Annotated in this window: 30 protein-coding genes, 1 tRNA gene and 2 pseudogenes; 15 read left to right on the forward strand and 18 right to left on the reverse strand. The window is 66.2% G+C overall.

The features are described from left to right. Positions 1-45 precede the first annotated feature (45 nt). The 5 genes from DI624_RS01605 to msrA all read right to left on the reverse strand — a co-directional run bounded on the left by DI624_RS01605 (position 46) and on the right by msrA (position 4,677). Complete coding sequence (locus tag DI624_RS01605; RefSeq protein ID WP_291535621.1) at positions 46-1,893, reverse strand: acyltransferase family protein; 1,848 nt, start codon at positions 1,891-1,893, stop codon at positions 46-48. A 78-nt stretch (positions 1,894-1,971) separates the two neighbouring features. Next, positions 1,972-2,271, reverse strand: a complete 300-nt coding sequence (locus DI624_RS01610) for a HigA family addiction module antitoxin (RefSeq protein ID WP_291535622.1) — start codon at positions 2,269-2,271, stop codon at positions 1,972-1,974. Further along, on the reverse strand, positions 2,271-2,558 hold the full coding sequence (locus DI624_RS01615) for a type II toxin-antitoxin system RelE/ParE family toxin (RefSeq protein WP_291535623.1): 288 nt from the start codon (positions 2,556-2,558) through the stop codon (positions 2,271-2,273). Before DI624_RS01615 ends, DI624_RS01610 begins: the two co-directional genes overlap by 1 nt. Before the next feature lie 71 nt (positions 2,559-2,629). Continuing rightward, positions 2,630-3,952, reverse strand: coding sequence for a VOC family protein (locus tag DI624_RS01620; RefSeq protein ID WP_291535624.1), 1,323 nt, complete (start codon positions 3,950-3,952; stop codon positions 2,630-2,632). Positions 3,953-4,026: 74 nt separating this feature from the next. After that, complete coding sequence (gene msrA, locus DI624_RS01625; RefSeq protein WP_291535625.1) at positions 4,027-4,677, reverse strand: peptide-methionine (S)-S-oxide reductase MsrA; 651 nt, start codon at positions 4,675-4,677, stop codon at positions 4,027-4,029. Positions 4,678-4,817: 140 nt separating this feature from the next. On the opposite strand from msrA, the gene DI624_RS01630 reads away from it, so the two are divergent. The 8 genes from DI624_RS01630 (at position 4,818) to DI624_RS01665 (ending at position 8,733) form a co-directional block, all read left to right on the forward strand. Next, positions 4,818-4,907: transfer RNA gene (locus tag DI624_RS01630), tRNA-Ser, on the forward strand. Positions 4,908-5,091: 184 nt separating this feature from the next. Next, positions 5,092-6,282 carry a site-specific integrase gene (locus tag DI624_RS01635; protein ID WP_291535627.1) on the forward strand — a complete coding sequence of 397 codons (1,191 nt, stop codon included), beginning with the start codon at positions 5,092-5,094 and terminating at the stop codon, positions 6,280-6,282. Between the two features lie 2 nt (positions 6,283-6,284). Then, positions 6,285-6,548 (forward strand): hypothetical protein, encoded by a 264-nt coding sequence (locus DI624_RS01640; protein ID WP_291535628.1) that lies wholly within the window; start codon positions 6,285-6,287, stop codon positions 6,546-6,548. Between the two features lie 3 nt (positions 6,549-6,551). Continuing rightward, positions 6,552-6,917 carry a hypothetical protein gene (locus DI624_RS01645; RefSeq protein ID WP_291535629.1) on the forward strand — a complete coding sequence of 122 codons (366 nt, stop codon included), beginning with the start codon at positions 6,552-6,554 and terminating at the stop codon, positions 6,915-6,917. A gap of 83 nt (positions 6,918-7,000) precedes the next feature. Then, a complete protein-coding gene (locus DI624_RS01650) occupies positions 7,001-7,237 on the forward strand; it encodes a hypothetical protein (RefSeq protein ID WP_291535630.1) in 237 nt (78 codons plus the stop codon). 2 nt (positions 7,238-7,239) lie between these two features. Then, positions 7,240-7,818 carry an SOS response-associated peptidase gene (locus tag DI624_RS01655; RefSeq protein WP_291535632.1) on the forward strand — a complete coding sequence of 193 codons (579 nt, stop codon included), beginning with the start codon at positions 7,240-7,242 and terminating at the stop codon, positions 7,816-7,818. An 89-nt stretch (positions 7,819-7,907) separates the two neighbouring features. Continuing rightward, complete coding sequence (locus DI624_RS01660; protein WP_291535634.1) at positions 7,908-8,246, forward strand: DUF4258 domain-containing protein; 339 nt, start codon at positions 7,908-7,910, stop codon at positions 8,244-8,246. Position 8,247: 1 nt separating this feature from the next. Continuing rightward, positions 8,248-8,733: a helix-turn-helix domain-containing protein gene (locus tag DI624_RS01665; RefSeq protein WP_291535635.1), complete on the forward strand. Its 486-nt coding sequence runs from the start codon at positions 8,248-8,250 to the stop codon at positions 8,731-8,733. A gap of 85 nt (positions 8,734-8,818) precedes the next feature. On the opposite strand, the gene DI624_RS01670 is transcribed toward DI624_RS01665, so the two are convergent. Genes DI624_RS01670 through DI624_RS01680 form a run of 3 tightly spaced genes read right to left on the reverse strand, consistent with a single transcriptional unit; the run spans position 8,819 to position 9,805 of the window. Next, positions 8,819-9,016 carry a hypothetical protein gene (locus tag DI624_RS01670; RefSeq protein ID WP_291535636.1) on the reverse strand — a complete coding sequence of 66 codons (198 nt, stop codon included), beginning with the start codon at positions 9,014-9,016 and terminating at the stop codon, positions 8,819-8,821. Beyond that, the gene (locus tag DI624_RS01675; protein ID WP_291535637.1) at positions 9,000-9,362 is read right to left on the reverse strand and encodes a hypothetical protein; all 363 of its coding nucleotides are present in this window, start codon (positions 9,360-9,362) and stop codon (positions 9,000-9,002) included. Before DI624_RS01675 ends, DI624_RS01670 begins: the two co-directional genes overlap by 17 nt. Next, the gene (locus DI624_RS01680) at positions 9,359-9,805 is read right to left on the reverse strand and encodes a lysozyme (protein ID WP_291535638.1); all 447 of its coding nucleotides are present in this window, start codon (positions 9,803-9,805) and stop codon (positions 9,359-9,361) included. The genes DI624_RS01675 and DI624_RS01680 overlap by 4 nt, the downstream gene beginning before the upstream one ends. Before the next feature lie 62 nt (positions 9,806-9,867). Between DI624_RS01680 and DI624_RS01685 the strand changes: the two genes are divergently transcribed. Both DI624_RS01685 and DI624_RS01690 read left to right on the forward strand, forming a co-directional pair. Then, entirely contained in the window at positions 9,868-10,026 is a 159-nt protein-coding gene (locus tag DI624_RS01685; RefSeq protein WP_291535639.1) for a hypothetical protein, read from the forward strand. An 11-nt stretch (positions 10,027-10,037) separates the two neighbouring features. Continuing rightward, on the forward strand, positions 10,038-10,199 hold the full coding sequence (locus DI624_RS01690; RefSeq protein WP_291535641.1) for a hypothetical protein: 162 nt from the start codon (positions 10,038-10,040) through the stop codon (positions 10,197-10,199). Between the two features lie 15 nt (positions 10,200-10,214). On the opposite strand, the gene DI624_RS01695 is transcribed toward DI624_RS01690, so the two are convergent. From DI624_RS01695 to DI624_RS01710, 4 genes are all read right to left on the reverse strand, one after another. After that, positions 10,215-10,517, reverse strand: a complete 303-nt coding sequence (locus DI624_RS01695) for a hypothetical protein (protein WP_291535642.1) — start codon at positions 10,515-10,517, stop codon at positions 10,215-10,217. Continuing rightward, entirely contained in the window at positions 10,441-11,457 is a 1,017-nt protein-coding gene (locus DI624_RS01700) for a hypothetical protein (protein ID WP_291535643.1), read from the reverse strand. Before DI624_RS01700 ends, DI624_RS01695 begins: the two co-directional genes overlap by 77 nt. Further along, positions 11,432-12,007: a hypothetical protein gene (locus DI624_RS01705; RefSeq protein WP_291535644.1), complete on the reverse strand. Its 576-nt coding sequence runs from the start codon at positions 12,005-12,007 to the stop codon at positions 11,432-11,434. The genes DI624_RS01700 and DI624_RS01705 overlap by 26 nt, the downstream gene beginning before the upstream one ends. A 144-nt stretch (positions 12,008-12,151) precedes the next feature. Then, complete coding sequence (locus DI624_RS01710) at positions 12,152-12,514, reverse strand: hypothetical protein (RefSeq protein ID WP_291535645.1); 363 nt, start codon at positions 12,512-12,514, stop codon at positions 12,152-12,154. 535 nt (positions 12,515-13,049) lie between these two features. On the opposite strand from DI624_RS01710, the gene DI624_RS01715 reads away from it, so the two are divergent. From DI624_RS01715 to DI624_RS01725, 3 genes are all read left to right on the forward strand, one after another. Further along, complete coding sequence (locus DI624_RS01715; RefSeq protein ID WP_291535646.1) at positions 13,050-13,307, forward strand: DUF3489 domain-containing protein; 258 nt, start codon at positions 13,050-13,052, stop codon at positions 13,305-13,307. Positions 13,308-13,461: 154 nt separating this feature from the next. Further along, a complete protein-coding gene (locus tag DI624_RS01720) occupies positions 13,462-13,779 on the forward strand; it encodes a hypothetical protein (RefSeq protein WP_291535648.1) in 318 nt (105 codons plus the stop codon). 93 nt (positions 13,780-13,872) lie between these two features. Beyond that, positions 13,873-15,351, forward strand: coding sequence for an alginate export family protein (locus DI624_RS01725; protein WP_291535650.1), 1,479 nt, complete (start codon positions 13,873-13,875; stop codon positions 15,349-15,351). Between the two features lie 155 nt (positions 15,352-15,506). On the opposite strand, the pseudogene DI624_RS01730 reads toward DI624_RS01725, so the two are convergent. Then, a pseudogene (locus DI624_RS01730) lies at positions 15,507-15,635 on the reverse strand (IS6 family transposase); the annotation flags it as partial. A gap of 71 nt (positions 15,636-15,706) precedes the next feature. Next, complete coding sequence (locus DI624_RS01735) at positions 15,707-16,399, reverse strand: IS6 family transposase (RefSeq protein ID WP_291535651.1); 693 nt, start codon at positions 16,397-16,399, stop codon at positions 15,707-15,709. Between the two features lie 82 nt (positions 16,400-16,481). Between DI624_RS01735 and DI624_RS16065 the strand changes: the two are divergent. After that, positions 16,482-16,541: pseudogene (locus DI624_RS16065) on the forward strand (winged helix-turn-helix transcriptional regulator); the annotation flags it as partial. A 9-nt stretch (positions 16,542-16,550) separates the two neighbouring features. Further along, entirely contained in the window at positions 16,551-16,868 is a 318-nt protein-coding gene (locus tag DI624_RS01740) for an Lrp/AsnC family transcriptional regulator (protein ID WP_291535652.1), read from the forward strand. Positions 16,869-16,916: 48 nt separating this feature from the next. Here DI624_RS01740 and DI624_RS01745 read toward each other — a convergent pair whose 3' ends face one another. From DI624_RS01745 to DI624_RS01760, 4 genes are all read right to left on the reverse strand, one after another. Next, positions 16,917-19,907: a TonB-dependent receptor gene (locus DI624_RS01745; protein ID WP_291535654.1), complete on the reverse strand. Its 2,991-nt coding sequence runs from the start codon at positions 19,905-19,907 to the stop codon at positions 16,917-16,919. A gap of 72 nt (positions 19,908-19,979) precedes the next feature. Then, positions 19,980-20,972: a FecR domain-containing protein gene (locus tag DI624_RS01750; protein WP_291535656.1), complete on the reverse strand. Its 993-nt coding sequence runs from the start codon at positions 20,970-20,972 to the stop codon at positions 19,980-19,982. A gap of 87 nt (positions 20,973-21,059) precedes the next feature. Further along, entirely contained in the window at positions 21,060-21,548 is a 489-nt protein-coding gene (locus DI624_RS01755; protein ID WP_291535658.1) for an RNA polymerase sigma factor, read from the reverse strand. Between the two features lie 135 nt (positions 21,549-21,683). Continuing rightward, entirely contained in the window at positions 21,684-24,446 is a 2,763-nt protein-coding gene (locus DI624_RS01760; protein ID WP_291535660.1) for a TonB-dependent receptor, read from the reverse strand. Positions 24,447-24,515: the final 69 nt, after the last annotated feature.

Here is a 24,515-nt window from a genome sequence, read left to right on the forward strand (position 1 = left end):
TTTCAATCACGCAATGTTGATACCGGCGATTATTTTCAGGATTTCCTAGGCCGGCACGTCCAAGACGGCCGAAGCCGGGCGGGGCGGCGGCGACTCTGTGGCGTGAGCCAGCAGTTTACGGTCCAGAACCCAGGCCGCAACCCCGACCCAGCCCACCAGGACGAGGGCGTAGAGCCGTTCCCACCAGCCGACGTTGGCGTCGTTGACCGCACCCGGCAGGACCAGGTGTTTGGTCAGGACCGTCAGCACGGCCATGACCACGAAGGTCGCCGCCAGAAAGACCTTCAGCCGGGGCATGTCGCGCCGACGGTGCAGTCCCCACAGAAGAAGCAGCGGCGCCAGTTGGATGCCCAGGGCCAGATTGATCACCATGTGGCGCGGATCGGGCCAGGGATAGAGGGTCGATCCCGCCATGCCCGTCCCCGCCAGAACGAAGACGACGACGATCACCCAGCCGGCGACGCGCGCGCCGGTCAGGGCGTAGACGGCCAGGCCGAAGCCGATCCCCCCCAGGCCCGCCATGATCCCGGCGACGAAGACCCCGCCGTTGAAGATGATCGGGGCGCTGGCCGAGGCGCCGCCCAGTTCGCTGAGATACTGGGTGGCGTTGTCGAAGCCGGGATAGGCGGCGATGGCGGCGGCGACCACCGTCAGGGCCAGCAGCGGCGCCGCCACCCCCACGCCCAGCAGGCGGCGGCGACGGTGGTACCTCTGGGTCGGCCTCAGCAAGGCCTTCAGGTCCAGCGGCCAGGGCCGGCCGTCCAGCGGCTTCAGCCCCCACAGCGGCCGGATGGCGGGGATGCGGCGCACCACCTCATAGACCGCAAGACTGCCCAGAAAGGTGACGGCGACCAGGAACAAGGCTTCCAGCCAGGCAGGCAGGGCGGCGGGGCGGACGATCCAGACGGCGGCGACCAGGATGGTCTGATGCGCCAGATAAAGCGGGAAGGTGGCCTGGGTCAGATAGTTCAGCACCGGCCCGCCCCGCGCCCGCAGATGCCGCGAGCCGAAGCCCAGGATGGCGACGATGGTCGCCCATTGGTCGACGCCGTAGACGACGGCCTTGGGTATGCCCCAGAAGGCCCGCCCGCCCGGATGCCAGACCTGGACCATCATGACCGGCAGGGCGACGGCGGCCAGGCCCAGGGCGAGCCAGCGATACCGCTCCATGTCCCGCCAAAGGCTTTCGCGGCCCACGATGGAAAAGCCGAAGACGAAGGCGGCCAGGGACAGGGCGTGATTGTACCAGTCCCAGTGCAGGACGTTGGTGATGCCGAACCACGGAAACAGTCCGATGCGGATGGCGATCAGATAGAGGATCGGCAGGACCAGCAGGCGCGGCCCGGCAAGGTTTTTCTGGAGCCAGTCCCCCAGCCGGTCGATCAGGCCGGGCCGGCGCCACAGCAGGATGGTCACGGCGCTGTAGGCGGCGATATAGACGATGAACCACAGGTGATTGACCGGCACCCCGTCGGCCAGGCCGCCGAGGCTGAACTCGCGCCCCATCCAGGCCAGATAGCCGGACAGCCCGTTCGGCCAGCCGCCCTTGTCCATGGCCTCGATCCACGACTGGATCGGCACCAGGACCACCGCCCCGAACAGCAGGGGCGGAACCAGCCGCTCGAAGCGGGCGCGGGCCACCTGGCGCGGGGTGCGGCGCAGGGTCATGAAGCGCAAGGCCGCGCCCGACACCAGAAACAGCAGCGTCAGCCGCCAGGGATTGGTGATCAGGATCGCCTCGCGCATCCACGCGAAGGTGTGGGCGCTGTGGATGTGCCAGTCATAGACGCCGTAAACCAGGCCGACGTGATACAGGATCAGCAGGCAAAAGGCGCCGACGCGGATCCAGTCGAGATCGTAACGGCGCTGGGTCGAGGAGGCGGACGGGTTCACGGCCGCGTCTATGATCCCGCCCGAACGGTCAGGCAAGACGACGGATGGTCTCGGGGGACGCGAGCGGCGGGAAGGCGTTCAGGCAGCGGCCAGCGGACGAACCCGGATATCCTGTTCATGGGCGCGGGCCTTGGACAGATCGTGGCGGGCCTGCATCCGCATCAGGGTGTCGGCGCTGACGCCGAACAGTTTCTCGAAACGGATCGCCATTTCGGCGGAAACGCCCGATCGGCCGTTCAGCAGGCTGCTGGCGGCCTGGCGAGTGACGCCCAGGGCCTCGGCCAGGGCGGTGACGCCAAGTCCCTTGGGCGTCACGATTTCATCGCGCAACCAAGGACCGGGGTGAACGGCGAAGGTCTGATGAAGACGAATGGCCATCAGTGATAATCCTCCAAATCCATATCCTCGATCTCGAGGGACGAGGTGACGCGAAAGGTCAGCCGCCAGTTGCGTGTCAGGGTCAGCGCCCAGACGCCCGCGCGGTCGCCAGTCAGCCGATGCGCGCCGAAATTCGGCGGAATCAGCAACTCGTCTTCCGTGGCGATGGCGTCGACATAGGCCAGAATATTGGTCAGACGCCCGGGGAGGGCGGCCGGCAGGCCCTTGGTCCGGCCTGTTTCGGCGAACTGGCGCAACGCCTTGTGCCTGATGCTGGCGATCTCCACCGGCCCAGTGTCGCGTCAAGAATGACAAGTGTCAAGCGACGGTTTACGTATCTGGGTCGCGAGATCGAAAATCACACCGTCTCGGCCACGCCCAGCGCCTTCAGGGTCGTGGCGATGGAGGCGTCCTGTTCGGTGCGGTACAGGGCCATTTCGTCCAAGACGGGGCGGCCCAGGGCGGTTTCGAAGGCGGCGCGGGCGGGATCGGCGGCGTAGGCGCTCTGGCGGGCCTCGGCACCCAGGTTGGACTGGAAGATGCCGGCGGCGCTGACGGGCAGGAAATCCTCGTAGGTGATCGGTTCGGCGACGACATGGCCCCGGGCGATCAGGGCGTCCAGATCGGCGGTCTCGACCCGCATCGCCAGACCCTGGGGCGTCGCGCGATAGCGGAACCAGGCCAGTTCGCCTCGGCGCAGCGCGTCCCAGTCGTCGGGCAGGGCCGAGAAGTCGCCCGTCGCCAGGGCCTGGTCGTAGAGAGCGCGGCCGGCGGGCGTCAGGGCGCAGCCGCGCTGCTCGATCTCGCCGAAGCGGGCGGTGTGGGTCCCGGCGGTGGTCCCGTCCTCGCCCGGGAAGGCGATGGCTTCCTCCAGCGCCTTGAAACTTGTCTGGCGCAACAGGATGGGGCAGGCGCGGGCGGGCGGCCCCTCTATGGTTTCCTTGGGCGTGATGCCGCGCGCGGGCATGGCCGCCTGGGCCGCGTCGATGTCCAGGGTGCGCGGCGTCAGATGGTTGATGTGCGGCCCCTTGAAGCTGACCACGTCGGCGATCAGACGGTGGGCGGCGACCAGGCGGTCGTAGGTCGCCGCGCTGACCGTGGCTTCCGCGTGCCAGCGGAAGGTTTCCAACAGTTCGGCGACGAAGCGGTCGGCCTGATCCTCGTCCAGCCCGCCCTGGGCCTCGGCCGTCGCGATCAGATCGCGGGCTGCGGCGGTGAAGATGTCGCGTCGGGCCAGGGTTTCGGCCGCCTCGGCCCGCAGCGCCTCGTCCTCGATCAGCTCCAGCCGCAGCAGGGAGCAGAAGACCCGGAACGGATTGCGCGCCAGGGCCGCCGGATCGACCGGGCGGAAGGCGGTGGAATGGACCGGCACGCCGGCCGGGGCCAGGTTGTAGTAGCTGACGGGCGCCATCCCCATGACGGCGAAGGCGCGGGCGATGGTCGCCAGTTCCTCCGCCGCGCCGACGCGGATGGCGCCGTGGCGCTCCTCCGACAGCCGGGCCAGTTCCCCCGACGCCGCCAGCCGGTCCGCTCGGGCCGCATCCACCTTCAACACCTGCGCATTGATGTCGGCCACCAGGGTCAGCAGGTCGCCGTATTGCGGCACCTCGGCCCGGTACATGGCGGACAGGGCGGCCGAGAACCGGCTGCGGATCTCGTCAGGATGGACGAAGGCGGACATGGCTGCTCCCGATTTTTCGTCGGTCATAGGCCGACGCAGCCGCGTGCGAAAGCCGGCGGCCGCGCATCCGGGCTTCAGGCCGCGACGCCCACGCCGATAGGGCAAACCACGCCCGTTCCGCCGATGCCGCAGTATCCGGCCGGATTCTTGGCCAGATATCCCTGGTGATAGCCCTCGGCGTAGAAGTACTCGCCGGCTGGCGCGATCTCGGTGGTGATGGTCCCGCGCCCGGCCTGGGTCAGGGCGGCCTGATAGGCGTCGCGCGATCTTTCCGCCTCGGCCTGCTGTTCGGCGTTCAGCGTATAGATGGCCGAGCGGTAGGTGGTGCCTACGTCGTTACCCTGGCGCATCCCCTGCGTCGGGTCGTGGTTCTCCCAGAAGATCTTCAGCAGTTCGGCGTAGGTGACGACGGACGGGTCGAACACCACCTTGACCACCTCCGTATGGCCGGTGCGGCCCGTGCAGGTCTCCTCATAGGTCGGATTGGGCGTGATCCCGCCGGAATAGCCGGCCGACGTGACCCACACGCCCGGCGTCTGCCAGAAGATGCGCTCCACCCCCCAGAAACAGCCCATGCCGAAGATGGCCGTCTGGAACCCCTCGGGATAGGGGCCTTTCAGCGGATTCCCGCTGACGAAATGGGTCGCGTCGGTGGCCAGCGGCTCGGCGCGGCCAGGCAGGGCAGTCTCGGGCGTGGGCAGTTCGGCGCTTTTCTTGAACAGCATTTTGCGGATCCCTCGTCGGAAAATGGCTTTGATCGCCATATGGGGACGCGACAGGCGCTTGCCGAGGGGGCGAGGGTGTTCTATCAGGCCCGCCTCCCGCCGGATCGACCTCCGGCGGCGCGCACGAACTGGCGTGAAACGGACAGGTGGCGGAGTGGTCGATCGCGCACGCTTGGAAAGCGTGTGTAGGTGAAAGCCTACCGAGGGTTCGAATCCCTCTCTGTCCGCCACACCTACGCCCTCCAATGTCACCGCTTGCCAACCCAACGCCCCGTTGCGCAAGGATTTGCGCCTCAAGCCCGTCATCGCTGGACGGGACGCGAACTGCTCATCTTAGGGCGGGACTTAGGGCGAGCTTAGGGTGGCGACCACATCTGTCGTCGGCGTATGTTCTCCTTACGTTCTGGAGAAGCCATGGCGCGCGACGTGAACAGACTGAACGGCAAGAAGGTGCCGGGGATGCGGGAGCCTGGGCTCTTTGCTGATGGGGCGGGACTCTATCTGCGGATAGATCAGACCGGCTCGCGTCGCTGGGTCTACATCTTTTACTGGGGCGGCCGCCGTCGAGAGATGGGGCTTGGAAGCCTGGAAGTTGTGAAACTGACTGACGCCCGCGCTGCCGCCGACAAGGTGCGGGCGGAAATCAAGGCGGGGATCGACCCTATCGAAGCGCGGCGCAAGGCCAACGCTCCAAAACCTGACACGACCTTTTCGGCTGTGGCCGCCGATCTGATGGATGGCCTGGAGAAGGGCTGGAAGTCCCCGAAACAGCGGCCGCAGTGGGAAGCATCCCTGACACAGCATGCGCCGGCCATATGGAAGGCCGAGGTCAGCACTGTTGATACCGAAATGGTCCTGAAGGCCCTGCGTGAAATCTGGACGTCAAAGCCGGAGACGGCCCGCCGTGTTAGGTCCCGCATCGAAATGGTCCTGGATGCCGCCACGGTGCGCGGCCTTCGCTCTGGCGAGAATCCGGCGCGCTGGCGTGGCCACATGGCGCGGATGCTGCCGAAGGTCAGGAAAGAGCAGGGCCACCATGCAGCGATGGCCTATCAGGACGTTCCGGCCTTCCTGGAACAGCTTTCCGGCCGCCACAGCATATCGGCTGATGCCCTGAGGTTTCTGGTCCTGACCGGCGCCCGCTCCGGTGAGGTGCGAGGCGCGACCTGGGAGGAGATTAAGGGATCGACTTGGATCATCCCCGCCGAACGCATGAAGGCCGGGCGAGAGCATCGCGTCCCGCTGTCGTCCGCCGCCGTTGGGGTGTTGAATGCGATTGACGCCGATGTGCGCCAAGGCCTGATCTTTCCCGGCTTGAAAGGACCGCTCTCCGACATGGCGCTGGCGATGGTCATGCGGAAAATGGGGATTAAGGACGCTACGCCACACGGCTTTCGATCCGCGTTTCGGGATTGGGCTGGGGACTGCACGAACTATCCGCGCGAACTCCTGGAGGAGGCTTTGGCGCACCAGGTCGGGTCCGCAGTTGAGCGGGCCTATCGCCGGGGTTCCGCTGTCGAGAAACGCCGGCCGCTCATGGAAACATGGGCTGATCACTGCATGGGCGTCACCCGCGCCGACAATGTCTATCCGCTGAAGGCCTGACCATGACCCAGCCCCTTTCAACTGAAGAACTGATGCGCTTGGAGGCCGAACTGGCCGAGTGCACCGCGCCGCTGCCTGGCAAACGACACCCCAGGCCGCACCCTAGCCTGCCCGAGGTGCTGGCGCCCGGATCGAACGTCGCCTACCCCTCGTCGGAAGAGAACGCCCGCCTGGTCCAGCAGGCTTTGGCGCTGGGTCTTGGCCACTTCGCCCGGATGTCGTTCGACGACACGCACAGACTGGCGGCCAGGATGCAGCGGCGATGAGATATGACGGATGACAGTCTCGGGCGGATGATCGCCAACGGCCGCCAGGTTCGATGGCTGTGCATGATCTGCGAACAGACCGGCCAGGTCGATCTGAACGCCGTCCTGGCCGCCAAGGGACCGGACTTCAGTTTCGCAAATCGGCGCCCGCCTTGCCGTTATTGCCCCGGCCGCGTTCGTTTCGTCGACAAAACCAGCATTTGGCCCCGGCGGCTCGACACCATCTCGTCCAAAGACCCCGACTGGTGGGCGTTCGAAGAGGCTGAAAAGAAGCGGCTCACGGCTCTGGGGTGGAGGCTTGCCGTGGGCAGCTGGATCGACCCTGAAGGCCTGACGCCGACAGAGCGGCGGGCGCGCAAGGGCGACTGAGCCGTCATGACGCCGGCTGCCACAGCGGCCCGACTCCACAATCCGGCCGGGCCGTGTCAGGTTGCGACGGGAAGGACTGGACCATGGCGACACGGAAAACCCTCATCAGATCGCGCGCCGGCGTGAAGTTGCAGCGCATCGAACATCTGGCCCGCCAGCAGGTCGTCCAGGCGTCGTGGCTGGTCTCGACGCTGCGCCGGAACCAGCCGCGCAGTTTCGCTAACGAGACCGAGGCCGAGGATGCCTACGACATTGAGGTCATCGCCTCGCTGACCGATCCCGTTGTCATCGACATGCAGCGGCGCGGGCTGATCGACTAGGCATGTGCAACAACTACGCCTCGCACGTCCCCGCGAATCGGATCGCCGAGGCCTTCAGCGACACGGGCTTTCCGCTGCGCTTCGACGGCGGGGCCATCCCGAACCTCGAGCCGCGCGACGACATTCGCATCGGCGACACCGCGCCGATCATCGTGCGATCCGATGACGGCCCGTTGTTGCGTCAGATGCCATGGGCCTGGAGGTCGCTGCAGGGCCGCCCGGTCTTCAACTTCAGGTCCGACGATCGATCCTTCGCCAACTCGGCGCGCTGCCTGATACCGGCCGATGGCTTCTACGAGTTCACCGACGCCGAGCCGGGCCAGAAGCGCAAGACCAAATGGCTGTTCACGCTGGCGGGCGAGCCGTGGTTCTGGATCGCCGGCATCGTCAAGAACGACGCCTGGGCCATGCTGACGACGGCCCCAGGCCCCGACATCGCGCCCTATCATGATCGGCAGATCGTCTTGCTGCAGCGCGGCCAGGCGATGGACTGGCTGGACCTGACACGCCCCGAAGACGAACTGTTGCAGCCAGCCCCGGCCGGGACGCTGACGGCCGCGAAGGTGTTTCCCTTGGCCTAACCGTCGCTGTTCTGCCACGCTTTATGAAGGATGGTTCATGGAACCGCTGGGCGCTTGCGGTCTTAAGCACCTATCAATATGATAGGCGCATGGCAGAGAAGCCGAGACAGAACGTTGTCGATCTTGGGCTAGTGCGGGAAACCGGTCGGCTAGCCCAACTCGTCCGCGAGATCGCCGCAGACACCGAGAAAGTGTTCTTCACCGATCATGCTGTCAGGCGAATGTGGGAGCGCGGGATTTCCGATGCGGAAGTCTACAAGGTCCTGCGGCTTGGCCATATCCACGGGCAACCGTGGATCGAAGACGGCGGAGACAAGGCCTGCAAGGTGGTGATGCCACGGCGCGGCGAACGAACGACAGGAGTGATCACGATCATCGTGGAGCCTGACGGCGAACTGGTGATCAAGACGGTAGAATGGGAGGACTGAGATGAGCGAAGATATGCATTTTGCCCGGTCGGGCTGTGCGCTCCAGGAACCTTTCCGTTACCTGGCCTGCGGCCTGGACAACGTATTTCTTACCAGCGGCTACGTGCGCAAGGAGCGCGGCGGTCAGTGGGTAACGGCAGTGGAAGATGCTGATGGCTTGCACAAGGCCATCGCCAAGCATTTGGTTTTGCGCCGGAAAGAGTTGAGCGGCCGCGAGGTCCGGTTTCTGCGCAAACATCTGGAGCTGACGCAGGCGGAACTCGGCAAGCTGTTCGGGGTGACCGACCAGACTGTGGCGCGATATGAGAAAGAGGAGACGGCCTTCGAAGGCGCCGCTGACATGCTGCTCCGGTTGCTAGTAGCCGGCCATGCAATCGGCGCTCTCGATCCCATCAAGCTGGTCGAAGAAATCCGCGAAAGCGACGACGTCGCAGAGGATCGCCTTGTGCTCGAACACGAAGACGACGTTTGGAAGATCGCCGCCTGAAACGGCGAAAGGCCGCCCCGGTCTCCCGGAGCGGCCTCGATAGCGGAGCCTGAGGCTCGACGCTGTTTTGCATGTAGGGAACCAACTACCCCGGCCGAGGTCGGATTTCCGGCGGCGGACAACTGAGGCCCTTCATCCCCATGACGTCGAAGAACCGGCACAGCCGCCCGACCGTGGCCCATCCTTCCTCGCCCCAGGCCTCCACGGCGTTGTCGTAGCGCTCGCCCGCGATCCGGCTCGTCAGCACCTCGTCAGGCGGGACCGGCTTAGGCTGGACCTGCAAGTCCGTCGCAGGCGGGAAGGCTGCGCCCGGCGTCCCGCAACTGGCGACAGCGACGCTTAAGCTCGCGATCATCAGGGAGGCTGTCAGGAATCGCTTCAGCGGCATGGTCTCTCTCCTCTTGCCGGTTGCGGATGGTGGTGGTGTCGGTCTGCCGCTCGCCAGCGGCCGTTTCCCGCGCGCTGGAGGCCTTCGCTTCGATCTTGTGGGCTTGGGCCGCCTGGCGGTCGCGTTCGCCCTGTGCGGCCCTGTGGGCGCAATAGCCGCCGAACAGCAGGAAGGCGGCCAGGACGCCGATGGTGATCCAGGCGGTCGGGGTGAGGGTGCGGAGGAAGCGGAGGGCGATCAATCCGGCCTCCCATACAGAGCGGCCTCGGCGGTTCGGCGCCGGGTCAGGCCCGCCATGATCTTTCCGGCCGCCTTGTTCCATCGCGCGAACTGGGCCTGAGCGCCTAGGTAATCACCGGCGTTGTGCAAACGACGAAGCGTGGAGGTTTCGAGGTTTCGCTCCCCCACGTTGAAGGCGAAGCTGACCAGAGCATCGAACTGGTTCTGCGTCGTGACCGGGGTCAGGCGGTTCACGGCCTTTTCAAACCTGGCCAGATCGGCCGTCAGGTAGGCGTCGGATTGCGCCTGGGTGATTTTCAGCCCGCGCTTGACCTCAGGACCGGTGTGACCGACGCCGATGGTCCACGGATCGCCACCCGTCGCTGGGTCTGCATAGGCGGTCAGCCGCTCGCCTTCGAACGACTTGATAAGCGCGCGGCCCGCCGCGCTGGTCTTTCGAGCCATGGTCAGTCTCCAGATTGTCGAGGGGGATGCGAACGGCGGTCGTTTGTGCTTAGGTCGTCGCCATGCCGATGCAGCACGACAACGGAAGCCCGCTCTGGGGCGCGCCCGAGCCGAAATGGCCGCGCAAGGTGCGGGTCGTCGCCCTGGTCGCGGTCAGCCTCGCCCTATGGGCGGTCATCGCGGGCGGGGTCTATCTGCTGACGCGGCTGCTGGCGGGCTGAGGCGGACACTGGTGCGCGATCCAGGCCAGGCCTATATGGCCGGCATGATCGTTGAACTTCTCTTCTTCGCACACCGCCACGCCCGCGTGTTGATCATCGCCGCAGCTGTCGGGGCGGTATTCAGCCTCGTCTCGGGCGGCGAGGCTGTGGCTCACCATATTCACTGGCGTTGAGGCTAACCGGGTTCGTCAGCTGGTCAGGCCGTTGTAGGCGACGGTCAGGATGGCGGCGGCGACCAGCACCATGGCCCCGCTGATGACGGCGACCCTGACGCCATCGCGAGGCTGCGGCGAAGTTGGAGTGTCAAGCAATCCGGCGGGCGGCAGCTTCATGGCCGTGCGCAGGGCCAGCCGTTCGGGGAGCAGCAGGAACAGCAGGCGGATCGCGGTGACGCTCCAGGGCGGCGGGCTGCGATCACGCTGAACGAAGTCCAGGACGATCAAGGCGAAGGCCACCGACACGAGCGCCCCCAGCGGGAGAAGGGGCGACATATGCTCGACCTTGACCAGGCGGCCTGGAAATATCGTGGTCGCCCCCCGCACCATCAGGAAGACGGCGATCAGGAAGATCACCCCGCGCAGGAACCAGCTGCCGGAAATCCGGGTGTGATAGGTGGGGCCGAGCAACCGGAACACCACAGTCATCACTCCACCAGCCGACAGGAACAGCATGCGCGGGGATTACGTCTGTCCCTGCCGGCAGATTGGCCAGGATCTCGCCCGCATGGACATATGCGAGGCCCCCGCCGAAGTTGGTCACGCCGCTGGAGAAGCCGGGAATTCGGATCGCCGACTTGATGGCCGAGAAGATCGACGAGCCTATGCCGCCGCCTGATCCCGATCCCGAGCCGCCAAACAGCATGTCCGCCAGAGGCTCAGTGATGCCGCGCCGCACCGAGATCGACAGCAGGTCCGCCAGGATTTGCTTAGCCACAGACGAGAAGGTCTCGCCTAGGCTCTTGGTATTCATGATGGCGTCGACGATGCCGCTGTTGAGCGCGTCGAGGCCGCGGGCGCCGACGTTCTCATAGGCCTCGCGGATTTCGTCGGCTGTCTTTAGGCTTTCGTCTCGCCAAGCCTGGAGTGGCGAGAGATTGTTGCGGATCACCGCGTTGCGCTCGCCTTGGTCGATGCGGCCATTCAAGCGCTGCTGGGCTGTCAGAAGGTCATCTTCGGAAACCTGAAGCAGGCGCTGGCGGGCTCGGAAGATTTCCTGCTCGACGCGCTCGGTCCGGCGGGCTTCGCGCTCGGCGGCACGCTGGGCGCTGTTGTCGGTGCGGGTGCGGCCGGGCGGGATGGTCAGTTCGGAGTTATACGACGGCCGGCGGCGAGAGGGGCGCGTGTTGTAAGCTTCTGCGGCCATCCGTTGCCGCAGCAGCGCAGGGTCGTCCTCGTCGTCTTGCGGATTAGCGAGCGCGAGGCCGTTTCGCATCACTTGGCCAGAAGCCGTATTGGTGGCGACCCGGTAGACGTTGCGGGCATAGGTGAATGGGTTGACCCTCTTCGTGGCCCTCGCCGTAGGACTGCGCGCAATCGAACGGGCAGTCTTCGGGCGGCTGGTTCGCCCAGCCGATGCCGGCGATGCCGTGCTTGACGCCCAGTTGGCGCCACTTGAGCTGGATGCGAACCGGATCAGGCGTCGCGTCGGTGCCGTACAGTTCCAGCTGCGTGCCGACTGGCTGGGCCATGGCCTGGGCGTAGTGGTCCGAGGCCTCGCGGTCGGCCTTGTATTCCTCGGGGTTCCATTCGAGCTTGCGGACTTCGTCGTCCAACTTGCCGAGGATGTGCCCCTTGGCCTTCAAGCCTTTGCGGAAGGCGCTGATCTGATCGTTCAGGGCTTTGCGCTTCAGGTTCCACTGGACCTGGTCGTGTGCGGCCATGCGGATTTCGTCATGGCTCGGCAGGCCGTTGTCCTGAGGCTCGTTCGGGATGCTCCCGACCGTGCCTTGGATGGGCTCGTACGCGTCGTTGTCGTTGGCCATCTGGCCCTCCATCAAGACCGCTCAACGGGGCGGTCGGTCCCGTTGGTCAGCGCTCTCGCGGGTGCGAGGCGAAGGAGATCAGGCCTGCGACGCCATGGGCGAAGGCCTGGAATGCAATGTGGAGCTGTCCGAGAAGGTCGCCGATCATCGGTCGCCTCCCGCCATGATGCGGCGGAACAGGGCGTCGACCGCCGGCTCAGGGTGTAGGCGCTTCGGCTCTTCGAAAGTGGTCTCGGTCGCCAGCCAAGCGGTCAGGTCACGGCGCTGGACCTTGCGGAACATGCGATGGTCGAAACCGAAGCGGTTTGGGCAGATCACCTCCATGAGGTGGACGCCACAGATCGCGCCCCAACGTGCCTCGTGAAGCACCGAGTGGATCGTGTAGACGCGCCCGTCTTCCAAAAGGCCCGTCAGCCACTTTTGCTTGAGTTGGAAATCAGCGGGCTCAAGGCCCTCGGTTCCGATGAAAACGACCACGTCGCCCGGCTTGAAGTCACAGTAGGTCATGCGACCCTCGCTAGGCTGGAGGCCGGCCGTAGCATCCGGCTACGGAGGCCAGCGAGGACGACCGGGATGCGCGCGGCTAGTTCGGCCAGTTCGGTCTCACAGGCCGTGAACTCGGCGGGAGAGATCACGCCGTCGGCTGCCGCCCGCTCGATGGCGGTCAGGGCGTCAGCAGCCTCGCGGACCAGACCGCAGGCGTGGTGATGGGCGCGGGTGATGCAGAGACCATAACGGCTCTCCTTCCGTTAGGCAGGCGCCAACGCGTGCAAAAGCACGTGCGGCGAACGCCGTGGGTTTTGGGAAAGTCGCTGAATGCTCTGTCCGGGTCGTCGACCCTGTGCGCTGACAGCTCGGCTATTGCCGTGGGCATCAGGTGGGAGAGGAGGGCACGGACGACAAGGGCTCCGGTCACGAAAATCTTCGGCCTGAATCCACTGGACTAGCGCTTCGATCGGAGCACTAGTGATCACGTTCCGCCCGGCCAAGCCGGGCTCGGCTCAGTAGGGCGCTCCGCCCTGATCAAGCCCTGAGGAACACCATGTCCAAGTCGAAGCCAGCTGCGCCGAAACCAGCACAACCGACGCCCAAGGTCACCAAACTCGATCAGCTGATCGCGCTTCTGAAAGCGCCGGATGGCGCGACGATGGAGGAGATGGTCGCCGCCACCGGCTGGCAGGCGCATTCGATCCGCGGCGCCATGGCCGGCGCACTTCGCAAGAAGGGCCTCGCCGCCACGAGCGCCAAGACGGACCACGTCCGTCGCTGGCGCCTGACTGAAGCGGGCGGCGCCCAATGAGCGAGATCAAGGCGCTGATCCGATCGCTGGAAGATCAGAACATCGACGGTCTGCGAGCGATCTGGCGAGAACAGTTCGAGGAGGGGCCGCCGCCCCTCCGATCCCCCAACGTCCTGCGCTACGTGCTGGCCGAGCGCATCCAGACCTGGCCCTCTTGGCCACCGGCATCCTGGTGCTCGGTTTCCTACTTTCGGGAGCCCAGGCGACCCTGCCGGCCATCGCGGCGAAATTCTATCCTACAGAGGGCCGTGCGACGGGCGTGGCCTGGGTGCTCGGCATCGGCCGCTTCGGCGGCATAGCCGGGGCGCTCGCAGGGGGAACCCTCCTGCAGTTGGGGTGGAGTTTCGCCACCATCCTCGCCGCACTCGCCATCCCGGCGGTCCTCGCGGCCCTGGCGATCGGAATTCACGTGTTCCGCGCCCGCGCCGCGTCCAGGGCGCCGATGGCTCCCGTCGCCGCATCCAATCCCTGATCGACCCCGCCGCCGCCGGTCCTCCGGCGGCGGCTCACATCACGCAAGCGCGCGAGCCTGGAACAACCAGGCCGCCACCGGAGGAATATCGTCATGCTGCTCTCATCCGCGGCCGCCGCTGTGCTGGCCGCTTCCCTTCCGACCGCCGACGGCGAGGCGCCGGTCTCAACGACCGCCATCCAGACCGCCCCGCCTCAGTCGGCTCCGCCGCTCAGCGGCCAGTCTCCCGCCCAGGCCGCCGCGCCGTCTGCCGCCCCCCAGCCGATCGCCTTCAAGCCGTTGAACTATGAAGACGACTGGTCGCGCTTCAGGGATCCGGCCAGGCGCATCTCGCGCTGGGCCGATCTGAAATACATCCCGCTGGTCGACACGGCTTGGCTGAGCCTGGGCGGCGAGGGCCGCTGGCGCGCCGAATATCGCGGCAACGAGCGGTTCGGTCGCGGGCTTCAGGATAGCGACGGCAATCTGCAACAGCGCCTGCGCCTCTGGGGCGATCTGCACCTGACGCCGAACGTGCGCGTCTTCGCCGAGGTCCAGGACGGCCGCACCCACGGCCTCGACAGCGGCGAGCCCTTCATCGAGGAAAGCCGCGCCGACCTGCACCAGGCCTTCGTCGAGACCAGTCACACCGTCGGCGACGGATCGTTGAAGGTGCGGGTCGGTCGTCAGGAGTTCGGCGTCGGCCTGTTCCGTATCTTCGAACCGCGCGAGGGCACCAACGCCCGCACCGCCTTCGACATGGCGAGGGTGATGTACGACCGGCCGACCGGATGGTCCGGCGGCGTCTTCGCCGGCTACGCCCTGCGCGAAAGCAAGGCCTCGTTCGACGATGCGACCAACTACGACTACCGCCTCTACGGCGCCACGGCGTCGCGACACCTGGGAACCGGCCCCAATGCGCCGAAGCTCGAGTTGCTCTACGCCAACACCGATCGGCTGGGTATCGTGTTCGACACCGGCCTGGCCGGACGAGACGACCGTGACACCTTCTCGGTGAGACTTGATGGCCGCCGCGCACCCTGGGATTACGACGTCGAAGGCGTGATCCAGCGGGGCGATTTCCGGGGGCTGAACGTCGAGGCCTGGTACGTCTCGGGAGCGGTCGGCCGGACATTCAACCATCGCTGGGCTCCCCGCCTCGCCCTGCGCATCGACGCCGCCTCGGGCGACAAGGACCGCACGGACGGCGAGGTGAACACCTACAACCAGCTCTACCAGCCCCCGATCTCCCTGAGGACCGATCTCGGCCTGAGCAATCTGGTGAGCGTGCAGCCCCAGGTGACCTTCCGTCTTCTCCCGAAAACGACGGTAGGGCTCGTTACGGCCGGCCTTTGGCGTCAGAGCAAGGAGGACGGGGTCTATCTTCTGCCGGGCATCTTGCTTCGCTCGGGTGTCGAGGGCGATTCCGCCTACGTCGGATGGCGCTATGCGGGTTTCGCGACCTACGCGGTCAACCCCTTCGTCAGCGTCACCGGCGTGGCGAACTACACCGTCTCGGGCGACTTCCTCAAGGAAAGCGGCGTGGCCGAGGATCAATCCTACCTCGGCTTGATCGTGACGGCGAAGTTCTGACACGGGCGCGGCGGAACTGACAACTTAACTTGGTTTTGGCCGCAGAATGCTCTTCGCCTTACCCGCTTTCAGGCCGTCTGGGTCGCAGCCGCCCAAGCGGCCTCGGCGTGGCCTCGCAGAATACGAGGGCCAGGTCGCGAGATCAGGTGGGGCTGGAGGTTAAAGGCGTTGTAGATCGGACCGTGGACGGAGAGGAATCTCTGGGCTGAACCCTGCGATTTGAACCTCTACTGCTTCTGCTCCCGTCATCGGATCACGAGGTGAGAGTTCTCGGCCCGATTATTCTCCCGCATCCCGCCAGGTAGACCTGTCAGGTTAACCCGCGCAGCGCACAACTTGCCCTACCCAGATCAGCTCAGGCGGTGGCCGCCGCCCAAGCGGCATGGGCCTGCGCCCGGAAGAGGCGCAGGGTGCGTCGGCTGGTGAGGTGTCGCTGGATGTAAAAGGTGTTGTAGACGGCGGCGTGGGTGGTGAGGAAGCGCTGGGCTGAGGCCTGGGATTTGAACAGCTGCTGCTGTCGCTCTCGTCGCCGGATCGGCAGATGCGAATTCTCCGCCCGATTGTTCTCTCGCAGCCGGCCCGGACTGTGGAGATGGCGTAAGCAGAGCTGATCTAAGGCCGCCGAATAAGAGCCGAGGCCATCGGTTACGATTTTCTCGGGCTCAACGGGCTGATTTCGCAGAAGGCGCCTGAGCAGCTTCAACGCCGCCTCCGTGTCTCGCCTATGTTGAACGACGATGTCCAACACCTCGCCCTCGTCATCGACGGCGCGCCACAGGAACATCCGCTTTCCGCCGATCGAGCAGACCACTTCATCGAGATGCCAGCGTGGAGAAGGGGAGGGACGTAGCCTTTTCAGCCGCCGGGCGATCTGGGGTCCGAACTTGATGGTCCAGCAGCGGATGGTCTCGTAGCTGACGTCGATCCTGCGTGTCGCCATCAGCTCTTCGACATCGCGCAGGCTGAGGCTGAAGCGGAAGTACAACCACACAGCCTGACGGATCACCGCCGCCGAGAAGCGGTGGCGCTTAAAGGATAGTGGTTTCACGAATTACGATCCCCGATCAGGCCTTTAGGCGGGCTGAAGTGGAGACAAGTTAGCGTTAGACTGACAGCACCCCCAGACCGAGTTGGCCGAGCGCGTCGGCAGTTCTGCGGCCTCGTGCTGGCGACGTGTGCGGGCGCTGGAAGCGGGGGGCGTGCTCGGGCGAACCGTGCGGCTGGTCGATCGCAACCAGGTCGGCTGTCCCGTCGACGTGATCTGCCAGGTTCGGCTGAAGTCGCACGAGGAACAATTGGGCGCAGCCTTCGAGCGGTTCGTGCGACACCAGCCCAACATCCTGGATTGCTATTCGATGTCCGGCGACTGGGACTATCTTCTGCGGGTCGTGGCCGCCGATATCGCCGACTACGAGCAGTTTCTGATGCGCGTCTTGTTGCGGCACGAGGCGGTCGCCACCGCGAGTTCTCATTTCGCCCTGTCGTGCGTGAAGTCCGACACGGCCCTGCCGGTCTGAAGACGCATTTGGAGTTGGGCGTCCCCGATCAGATGAGGACAGTCCGGGTCACCAGTTGAGTTCCAGGCCGAAGGAAACCTGCCGGCCGGCCGAACCGATCTGAAGCAGACGCGCGTGCGCGCCTTCGTAGGCCAGGTCGCGGGTGTCGGTCAGGTTGGCGGCGGCGAGCGTCAGGCGCGTGCGGGCGTCGATGCGGTAGGTCGCCTGAGCGTCCAGATAGCCGGCGGAGCCGAGGACGAAGGCCGATACGCCCCCGCCTTGCAGGTCGGCTTCCGAGCGGAAGGCGGATCGCCAGGACCAGGACAGGTTCAGCGCGAACGGACCCCGCTCCAGATAGGGATTGATCGACCAGGCCAGGTCCGACACGCCGGTCAGCCGTTCGCCGTCCGCCAGCCGGCTGTCGGTCCAAGTGGCGCTGGCCCAGACGCCCAGGCCGCCGCCCAGCCGGCGATGCACGCCCGCCTCCAGACCGTCGATCTGAGCTCGTCCAACGTTGCGCGGACGCGACATCACGACAGGGGCCTGAACTGCGGCGCCGGCGCGGGTCTCGAACGTCAGCGTCTCGGTCGCCGAAGTCGCCTGAATGAAGTCGTCGATGGTCTTGTGAAACAGGGCGATGCTGAAACTGGTCTGTCGGGTGGTGACTTCGTAGGATAGATCCAGATTGGTCGAGACATAGGGAGTGAGGTCGGGATTGCCGCCGACCCCGCTGAAGATCACGCCGGGTTCGGGGGCGTCGACGGCCGCCTGTCCGCGCTCATAGATGGCCGAGACGAGCACGCTGGCCGGCACCGTCGATGCGCGCAGGTCGGCCAGGGACGGATGCGTGATGGTGCGCGATGCGGCGAACCGGAGGACAGCGCCGTTCGAGACATCAATGGCCAGATTGAGGCTGGGCAGCAGTACCGCATCGCCGCCGTCGTGGGCCCGGGGCATGATCTGCGCCGCCCCATCGACGCCGACCATGCGTGCGCCCTCGACATGGGCGCCCGTTCCCGCCAGCCGCAGGCCGGCGTTGCCGAAATAGGCCAGGCCGGCGGCGGCGCCGTCGAAGTCCACGCGGACATAAGCCGCCGCGACCCGTTCCTCGACGCGGTACGAATTCTGCAAATCCGAGCCGGTGGGAATCAGGTCGTCGGGCCGAAACACCACGTCGTCGCGTTCGCCGGCGAGGGTGAAGGCGGCGCGCAACCTTTCGAAGTCCGGGGTGGTCCAGGGGCCTGGGCGGATGGCGATCAGGTCTGAGAAGACATCGCCAGGCGTGAAGCCGTCGTAGAGGTCGGCGATGTCTGAGGCGCTGTCGCGCAGGACGGCCCGTCGGTCGCGCCGCCGATAGTCGCGACTGCGGACGCTGAACCGGGCGCCCGTCTGAACGGCTGTCAGCCGCAATCCGCTCCAGGTCCGATCGAGCTTGCGGCGCGCGTCCAGAAAGGCGGTGAAATCGGCGTCGCGGGATTCCACCGCCCGGATGGCCAATTGCGCCAGCGTCAGACGACTGGGATCGCGCAGGGCGAAGTCGGTGCTCAGCCGGGCGGCGCGACGCGTGGATGCCGCATCGTTCAGATCGAAGATGTAGGATACGCCCAATGGCGACTGGGCGGATAGCCGCTCCAGCGGCGTTTCCAAGACGGAACGGGCGCTGGAGACGCTGAGGCGCGGGGTCACTCTCCAGGCTCCGTGTTGGAGTTCCGCGCCCACGGAGCTGGCGACGTTCAGATGGCACTGGTCGGAGAACTCGGTGTTGTTGTCGACCCGCCCGCTCGCGATCCGGCCGGCCGTCACGACGCCGCTCCGGACCGCCAGCACGGCGCCGGGCGCCGCCAGCTTTTCTCCTAACCCAAAGACCAGCCGATCTTCGCGAATGGCGTTGTCGAACGTCGAGATCAATGTATCGAAATCCAGCCGAAGGACGGGCGAAACCCGCCAATCGGCGCCCACGAAGCCGCTGCGACGCCGCCGGTCCTCGTTCTCGACGGTGGTGCGTACATCGTCGGGAACCGCAAGGGTTCGGCCGCCGATCTCCACTTCGCTATAGCGCATGACCTGGAACCGGTCATAGCGAACGGATCGGGCCTCCTGGGACAGGCCGGCGACCACGCCCATGTCGCCGCTGGCCGAAATCCACCTTCCGGTCGCGGACAGATCGGGGCTGATCCGCCCTTTCCGCGCCGCCGTCTCCCCGCCGAGCCGCAGCGTCAGAAATGGGTCGCCGTCCAGACCGCCGGTCGTCTCGATGTCGATGTTGGCGCCGATGCCCCCCTCGGGCAGATCGGCCGTGGCGGACTTGATCAGGCGGGCGCCGGCAAGCAGGTCGACGGACAGGGCGCGGAAGCGGAACTGTCGTCCGCTCTGGGTCGAGTTGCGGATATTTTCGTTGAACGCCATCGGCGCGCCGTTCAGCGTCACCGATTGGAACAGAGGGCCGAGGCCGCGCACGCTGACGAACTGGCCCTCGCCGACTTCGCGTTCGATCGCGACGCCCGGCACGCGCTGAAGCGCTTCGGCCAGATTGGCGGAGGGCAGGTCGCCGATCCGTTCGGACGACAGGCCATCGGAAATGACGTCCGCATCGCGTTTGCGGCGCAGCGCCTCGTCGATCTGGTCGGACAGGCGGGCGACGACCTCGACGGGTTCGAGTTCCGTCGTTTCGGGTGGGGGCGGCCCGGCCCGTCGGGCGGTCGGGGCGACAGCCCAGATGCGCACGCCCCGCGACCCGACGAAGCGATAGCGCAGGTCGGTCCCCTCCAGCATCCGCGCCAGGGCGGCGCGCCAACTCATCCGTCCGTTGACCGCGCGCGTCCGCACGTCCCGACCGGGACGCTGCATAAAGGCCAGTTCGCACCCGGCCTCCAGGCACAGGCGCAACAGGGCCGAGGCGGCGTCCTGGCTGGCGATGTCGAAGGTCTGAACATGCGACACGGACTGCGCCAGGCCCGGCTGGGCGAGGGCCGACATCACGGCGGCGGTTGCGACGCCGCAGATGATGCGCCGGGGCTTGCGTCGCGCGCCGGCGGGCAGCGATGCAGCGAGCGGTTTCAAACAGCGAGCCTCGGGGAGATGTTCCGTGAAGCCCTTAGCGCAGTCCCATGACAGGTCTGCGATACGGTCGCCTCAGTCGGCGCGGATCAGCCGCCGGCCATCAGGAGCTTTATCGATCTGAATTGGCAGCAGGGCCGCCAGCCGGTCCTCCAGCGCGCCTTCGCCCTCCAGCGGCAGGACCACCGTGACGCGCATACGCCCCAGCAAAGGATCGGCCAGGACCAGGGACTGATCGGAATACCGTGCGACGGCGGCGACGACGGCCGACAGGGGCGCGTCCTGGAACACTAGCCGGCGATTGCGCCAGGCCGTCGCCGTCTCGACGTCGACGGCGGCCTTGCGGACGCCTGGCTTGCCTGGTTGGAAGTCCGCGCGTTCGCCCGGCGACAGCATCAGGGCGTCGCTCAGCGCGTTCCTGTCGGTCGCATCGCGCGTCGCCACCGCGACCCGCCCCTGCAAAAGCGAGATCTGCGCGCCATCGCCGGTCAGGGCGGTGACGAAGCGCGTGCCGGTCACGATCACCCGGCGGTCCCCGACCGCCACCTGGAAGGGACGGGCGGCGTCATGGGCCACCTCGAAATAGGCCGCGCCTCGCTCCAGCGTCGTGCGGCGTGCATCGTCCGCCAGGGCCACGCGGATGGCGGAACCGGCGTCCAGCGTAACGCGCGTCCCGTCGTCGAGGGCGACGTCGGTGATCCGGCCGGGTGCGGCCTCGTAAATCCGGCTCCGTTCCGCGCCGTTCAACATCGGGACCAACATGACGGCGACGGCGACGGCCGCTGCGGCGAAGCCTGACGCCGCCAACAAGGGGCGGCGCGTCACCGACTTGCGCTCGGTGCGGCGCAGCGCCGCCAGGTCGCCGGCGAAGGCGCCGCGCAAAGGTTCCAGCGCCGCCTGGTCTGCTTTGGCCCGTTCGTACTGACGCAGGTGATCGGGGTCGGACTCCAGCCAAGCCAGCAGCGCCGCCTGCTCGCGCGCGCCTGCGCCCGGCCGCGCCATGCGGGCCAGCCACGCCTCGGCCGTCCTGGGACGGGCGAGGGTCAGGATGTTCAGACGCTCCAGCATCAGCGTGGCGAATTCCTTTCAAACGGGCCGGGCGAGTCGTCTTTGCGGCCCGCCTCAAAAAGCACAACGATCCAGATGCGGGACACCTCAGCCGCCCCGCGATTTCTTCAGCTGACGGAGGGCTTCGGCGATGTGTTTCTCCACCATGCTGACCGATACGCCCAGTCGTCCGGCGATCTGGCGATAGGTCAGGTTTTCGAACCGATGCAGCAGAAAGGCGTCGCGGGTCTTGGGCGGCAGGGCGCGGATCACGGCGGCGGCCGCCGCCAGGTCCTGGCGGCGAATCAGGCCGGTCTCGGCGTCGGGCGTCTCGCTGGCGACGGCGCGCTGCCCGTTGTCCAGATCATGGATGTCATGGGCGCTGCGTCGCGCGGTCTCGCGTCCGTCGGCCTTCCAGCGGTCCGACTGGATGTTGCGGGCGATGACGAACAGCAGGGGGCGGGCGTCGGCGCTATTAAGGTCGTGACCGGCGCGGTGGAAGCGCGCGAAGGCCTCCTGGGCCGCATCCTCGGCGTCGCCGGCGCCGCGCGTCTTGCGCAGCAGATAGGCGATCAGGTCGGCGCGCAGCCGGATCACCGCGGCCTCGGCGAGGTCCGGCGCAGGCGCAAAGACGCCCCCTCCTGAAAGGGAGGAGGCGTTTCGGCGAGGCGAACGCGCGGGGATCACGCGCTCGCCCGACAGTTTGGGCCGAAGATCAGGTCCACGAACGGATCAGAACTCCATCCGCAGGCCCAGATTGATCCGGCGTCCCGACAATTCGTACATCGTGGGGAAGGACGGATCCATCGTGTAGCCCTTTGTCGCCTCGTCGGTGACGTTGATGCCTTCCAGGTTGATCTGGATGGCGTCGGTCACGCGATAGCTGGCCGACAGATCGACCTGGCCATAGCCCTCGCGCCAGATCGGATACATTTCGTAGCCGATGGCTTCGACGTATTTGTCCTTGAAGTTGTAGGACGCCCGCGCCTGGAACCTGGTGTTCTCGTAGAAGAGGGTGACGTTGTAGGTGTTGTCGGCCAAGCCGATCGGCGGAGTGGGGATGCCCAGTTTGGACGTGCCGGTCAGCGAACTGTCCAGCACGGTGTAGTTGGCGTTGATCCCGAACCCTTCCAGCGGCGCGTAGAACTGGCCGAACGGCACGACGGCGACCAGTTCGACCCCGCTGACGTCATAGGAGCCGGGCTCGTTGATCGGTTGATAGACGTCGAAGGTATAGACGCCGTCGATGGTGCCGTTGGCGTTGTATTTGGTCACGTTCGGCACCGTGCCCGTCAGGGCCTGGCGCACCACGCCCTCGATCTCCTTCCAGAAGTACGAGACCGCCAGCAGTCCGCCGTCGCCCAGATATTGCTCCAGCCCGACTTCCCACTGCTTGGCGTAGGTCGGCTTCAGGTTGGGGTTGCCGTCGGTGAAGCGGAACGAGTTGAAGCTGGCCGTGCGCTTGTAGGCCAAGTCGGTCAGGGCCGGGCGGATCAGGGTCTCCGACGCCGCCGCGCGCAAGATCAGGCGGTCGGTCAGTTCGGCCGTGACATTCAGGCTGGGCAGCACCTTGTCGTAGCTGCCGTCGCTGGATACCGGATCGGGCGTATAGCCGGTCGTGCCGTTCGGGTTTTGAATCTGATGATAGCCCGACGAGGTGATCGAGGTGTCGACATAACGCGCCCCGCCGTTGACCGAGACCGGCACCGGACCGATGTCGAAATTCAGGTCGGCCATGGCGTACAGCGACAGAACCTCTTCCGACACTTCGTAGTAGTCGCCAGGGGCGAACGGGGTGAAGAAGCCGTCGTAGCGGAAGGTGCGACGCGCATAGTCGTTCGACACCTGGCTCCAGTTCAGATCGCGGACGCTGAAGGCCCCGCCCGGAACCAGGTCGCCGATCGGCGTCAGTTCGCTTTGCGACATCGGACGGTTCAGATAGTCGACGCGGCCCGGCCCGGTCCCTTGGATGTTCAAGGCGCCGTACTGCCGCTCCTTGGACTTGTCCGTGTAACGCGCGCCGAACTGCACGCTGGTCAGGGCCGGAAAAAAGTCCAGTCCCAGATATTTGGTGAAATCGATCTGGGCGGCGTATTTGTCGTCGGTGATCTGCTCCAGCGTCGTTTCATAGGCTTCGAACAGATAGCTCTGGGGCGAGTCGTACATGTCGATCGAGGCAGGGTTGGCGCTCTTGACCGTTTCGCCGCCGTCTGCGGTCCAGCGGGTGCGCGACGGCGCATAGGCGACATGCTTCAGGTTGGCGTAGTCCAGCGTCTTCTCGGCGCCGGAATAGCCGGCCAGGGCGTGCAGCTTCCAGCTGTCGCCGCTCCAGTTCAGCTCCGCCCCGAACTGGCGATAGTCGGTCTCGTTGATCTGCTCCTTGCTGAGCATCTCGTGCTGGGTGAGGGTGTAGGAGACGTCGCGCAGCACCACCATGCCGTGGTCGGCCAGCGTGGTGTCGTCGTACTCGTGGATGGTCTCCAGCGTCGAACGGCTGGACGCCGAATAGGCCGCCGCATCGTACTGGTCCTCGGTGGTCTCGTAGCGGCCGATCAGGGCGTCGAACGCCAGGCTGAAGCTGGACGATGGCCGGTATTGCAGCGACAGGGCGCCGCCCCATTGATCCTGAGTGTTCAGATAGGCGCGGTCGCCCACCTTATCCTGGAAGATGATGCGATCGGTCTCGTTCGTGTCCGCGCGATTGCGGACGATCACGCCGGCGTCGCGGGCCAGGACGGCGGCGGCCTGCGTTCCGCGCGCGCCTGTCGATGTCGCCAAAAAACGGCTCATCGGACGGAAGTTGATGCCCGATTCCGAATCCGTTCGGTTGGTCCGACGCGCCGTGGAAAACGACAACAGCGCGCCCCAGTCGCCCCAGGTGTCGCTGGCCAGGAAGGACAGTTTCGGGTCGGTCTTTTCCGAGATGGAGTTGTAGGCGCCCTCGACGGCCGCGACTACGCGCCGGCCATCGTAATCGAACGGACGCGCGGTCGAGATGTTGACCGAACCGGCGATGCCGCCTTCCTCGTCCGCCGCGCGGGGCGACTTCTGGACCGTGACCTGCTGGATGATTTCCGAGGCGAAGATGTCGAACTCGACATCGCGACCGCCGCTGCCGGAGGCGGTCGCCAGGCCGTTGATGGTGACGAAGGTGAATTCGCTGGGCAGGCCGCGCACCGAAACACGCTGGCCCAAGCCCTTGTTGCGCTCGATGGTCACACCGGGGATGCGCTGAAGCGCTTCCGCCAGGTTCTGCTCGGGGAAGTTGGCGACGTCCGTCGCCACGATCGAGTCGGAAAAGCCGATCGTCCTGCGCTTGATGTCGACGGCTTCTTCCAGGCTGCGGCGATAGCTGCCGGTGACGATGATCTCGTCGACCTGGGATACATCGGCCGGAATCCGAGCCTGGACCTGATCGGTCGCCTGCGCTGCGGCCGCGAACGGCGAGGCGGCGGCGACGACCAGCGCCGTCGTGCCGAGAATTTGGTTCTTCATTTGGACTACCCCCAGAGAGCTTGACGTGTCTCACCCGCGAAACACGTCGACCGAACCTGGCGTCACGCC

It is taken from the genome of Brevundimonas sp. (genome assembly GCF_003248455.1).
In the GTDB taxonomy this organism is placed as follows: Bacteria; Pseudomonadota; Alphaproteobacteria; order Caulobacterales; family Caulobacteraceae; genus Brevundimonas.

Coding starts and splice junctions, on each gene's coding strand:
- DI624_RS01610 (WP_291535622.1), bottom strand. CDS start 2,271: ATGGCCATTCGTCTTCATCAGACCTTCGCCGTTCACCCCGGTCCTTGG.
- DI624_RS01620 (WP_291535624.1), bottom strand. CDS start 3,952: ATGTCCGCCTTCGTCCATCCTGACGAGATCCGCAGCCGGTTCTCGGCC.
- msrA (WP_291535625.1), bottom strand. CDS start 4,677: ATGCTGTTCAAGAAAAGCGCCGAACTGCCCACGCCCGAGACTGCCCTG.
- DI624_RS01635 (WP_291535627.1), top strand. CDS start 5,092: ATGGCGCGCGACGTGAACAGACTGAACGGCAAGAAGGTGCCGGGGATG.
- DI624_RS01640 (WP_291535628.1), top strand. CDS start 6,285: ATGACCCAGCCCCTTTCAACTGAAGAACTGATGCGCTTGGAGGCCGAA.
- DI624_RS01645 (WP_291535629.1), top strand. CDS start 6,552: ATGACGGATGACAGTCTCGGGCGGATGATCGCCAACGGCCGCCAGGTT.
- DI624_RS01650 (WP_291535630.1), top strand. CDS start 7,001: ATGGCGACACGGAAAACCCTCATCAGATCGCGCGCCGGCGTGAAGTTG.
- DI624_RS01655 (WP_291535632.1), top strand. CDS start 7,240: ATGTGCAACAACTACGCCTCGCACGTCCCCGCGAATCGGATCGCCGAG.
- DI624_RS01660 (WP_291535634.1), top strand. CDS start 7,908: ATGGCAGAGAAGCCGAGACAGAACGTTGTCGATCTTGGGCTAGTGCGG.
- DI624_RS01665 (WP_291535635.1), top strand. CDS start 8,248: ATGAGCGAAGATATGCATTTTGCCCGGTCGGGCTGTGCGCTCCAGGAA.
- DI624_RS01680 (WP_291535638.1), bottom strand. CDS start 9,805: ATGGCTCGAAAGACCAGCGCGGCGGGCCGCGCGCTTATCAAGTCGTTC.
- DI624_RS01685 (WP_291535639.1), top strand. CDS start 9,868: ATGCCGATGCAGCACGACAACGGAAGCCCGCTCTGGGGCGCGCCCGAG.
- DI624_RS01695 (WP_291535642.1), bottom strand. CDS start 10,517: ATGTCGCCCCTTCTCCCGCTGGGGGCGCTCGTGTCGGTGGCCTTCGCC.
- DI624_RS01700 (WP_291535643.1), bottom strand. CDS start 11,457: ATGCGAAACGGCCTCGCGCTCGCTAATCCGCAAGACGACGAGGACGAC.
- DI624_RS01705 (WP_291535644.1), bottom strand. CDS start 12,007: ATGGCCAACGACAACGACGCGTACGAGCCCATCCAAGGCACGGTCGGG.
- DI624_RS01710 (WP_291535645.1), bottom strand. CDS start 12,514: ATGACCTACTGTGACTTCAAGCCGGGCGACGTGGTCGTTTTCATCGGA.
- DI624_RS01715 (WP_291535646.1), top strand. CDS start 13,050: ATGTCCAAGTCGAAGCCAGCTGCGCCGAAACCAGCACAACCGACGCCC.
- DI624_RS01725 (WP_291535650.1), top strand. CDS start 13,873: ATGCTGCTCTCATCCGCGGCCGCCGCTGTGCTGGCCGCTTCCCTTCCG.
- DI624_RS01750 (WP_291535656.1), bottom strand. CDS start 20,972: ATGCTGGAGCGTCTGAACATCCTGACCCTCGCCCGTCCCAGGACGGCC.
- DI624_RS01760 (WP_291535660.1), bottom strand. CDS start 24,446: ATGAAGAACCAAATTCTCGGCACGACGGCGCTGGTCGTCGCCGCCGCC.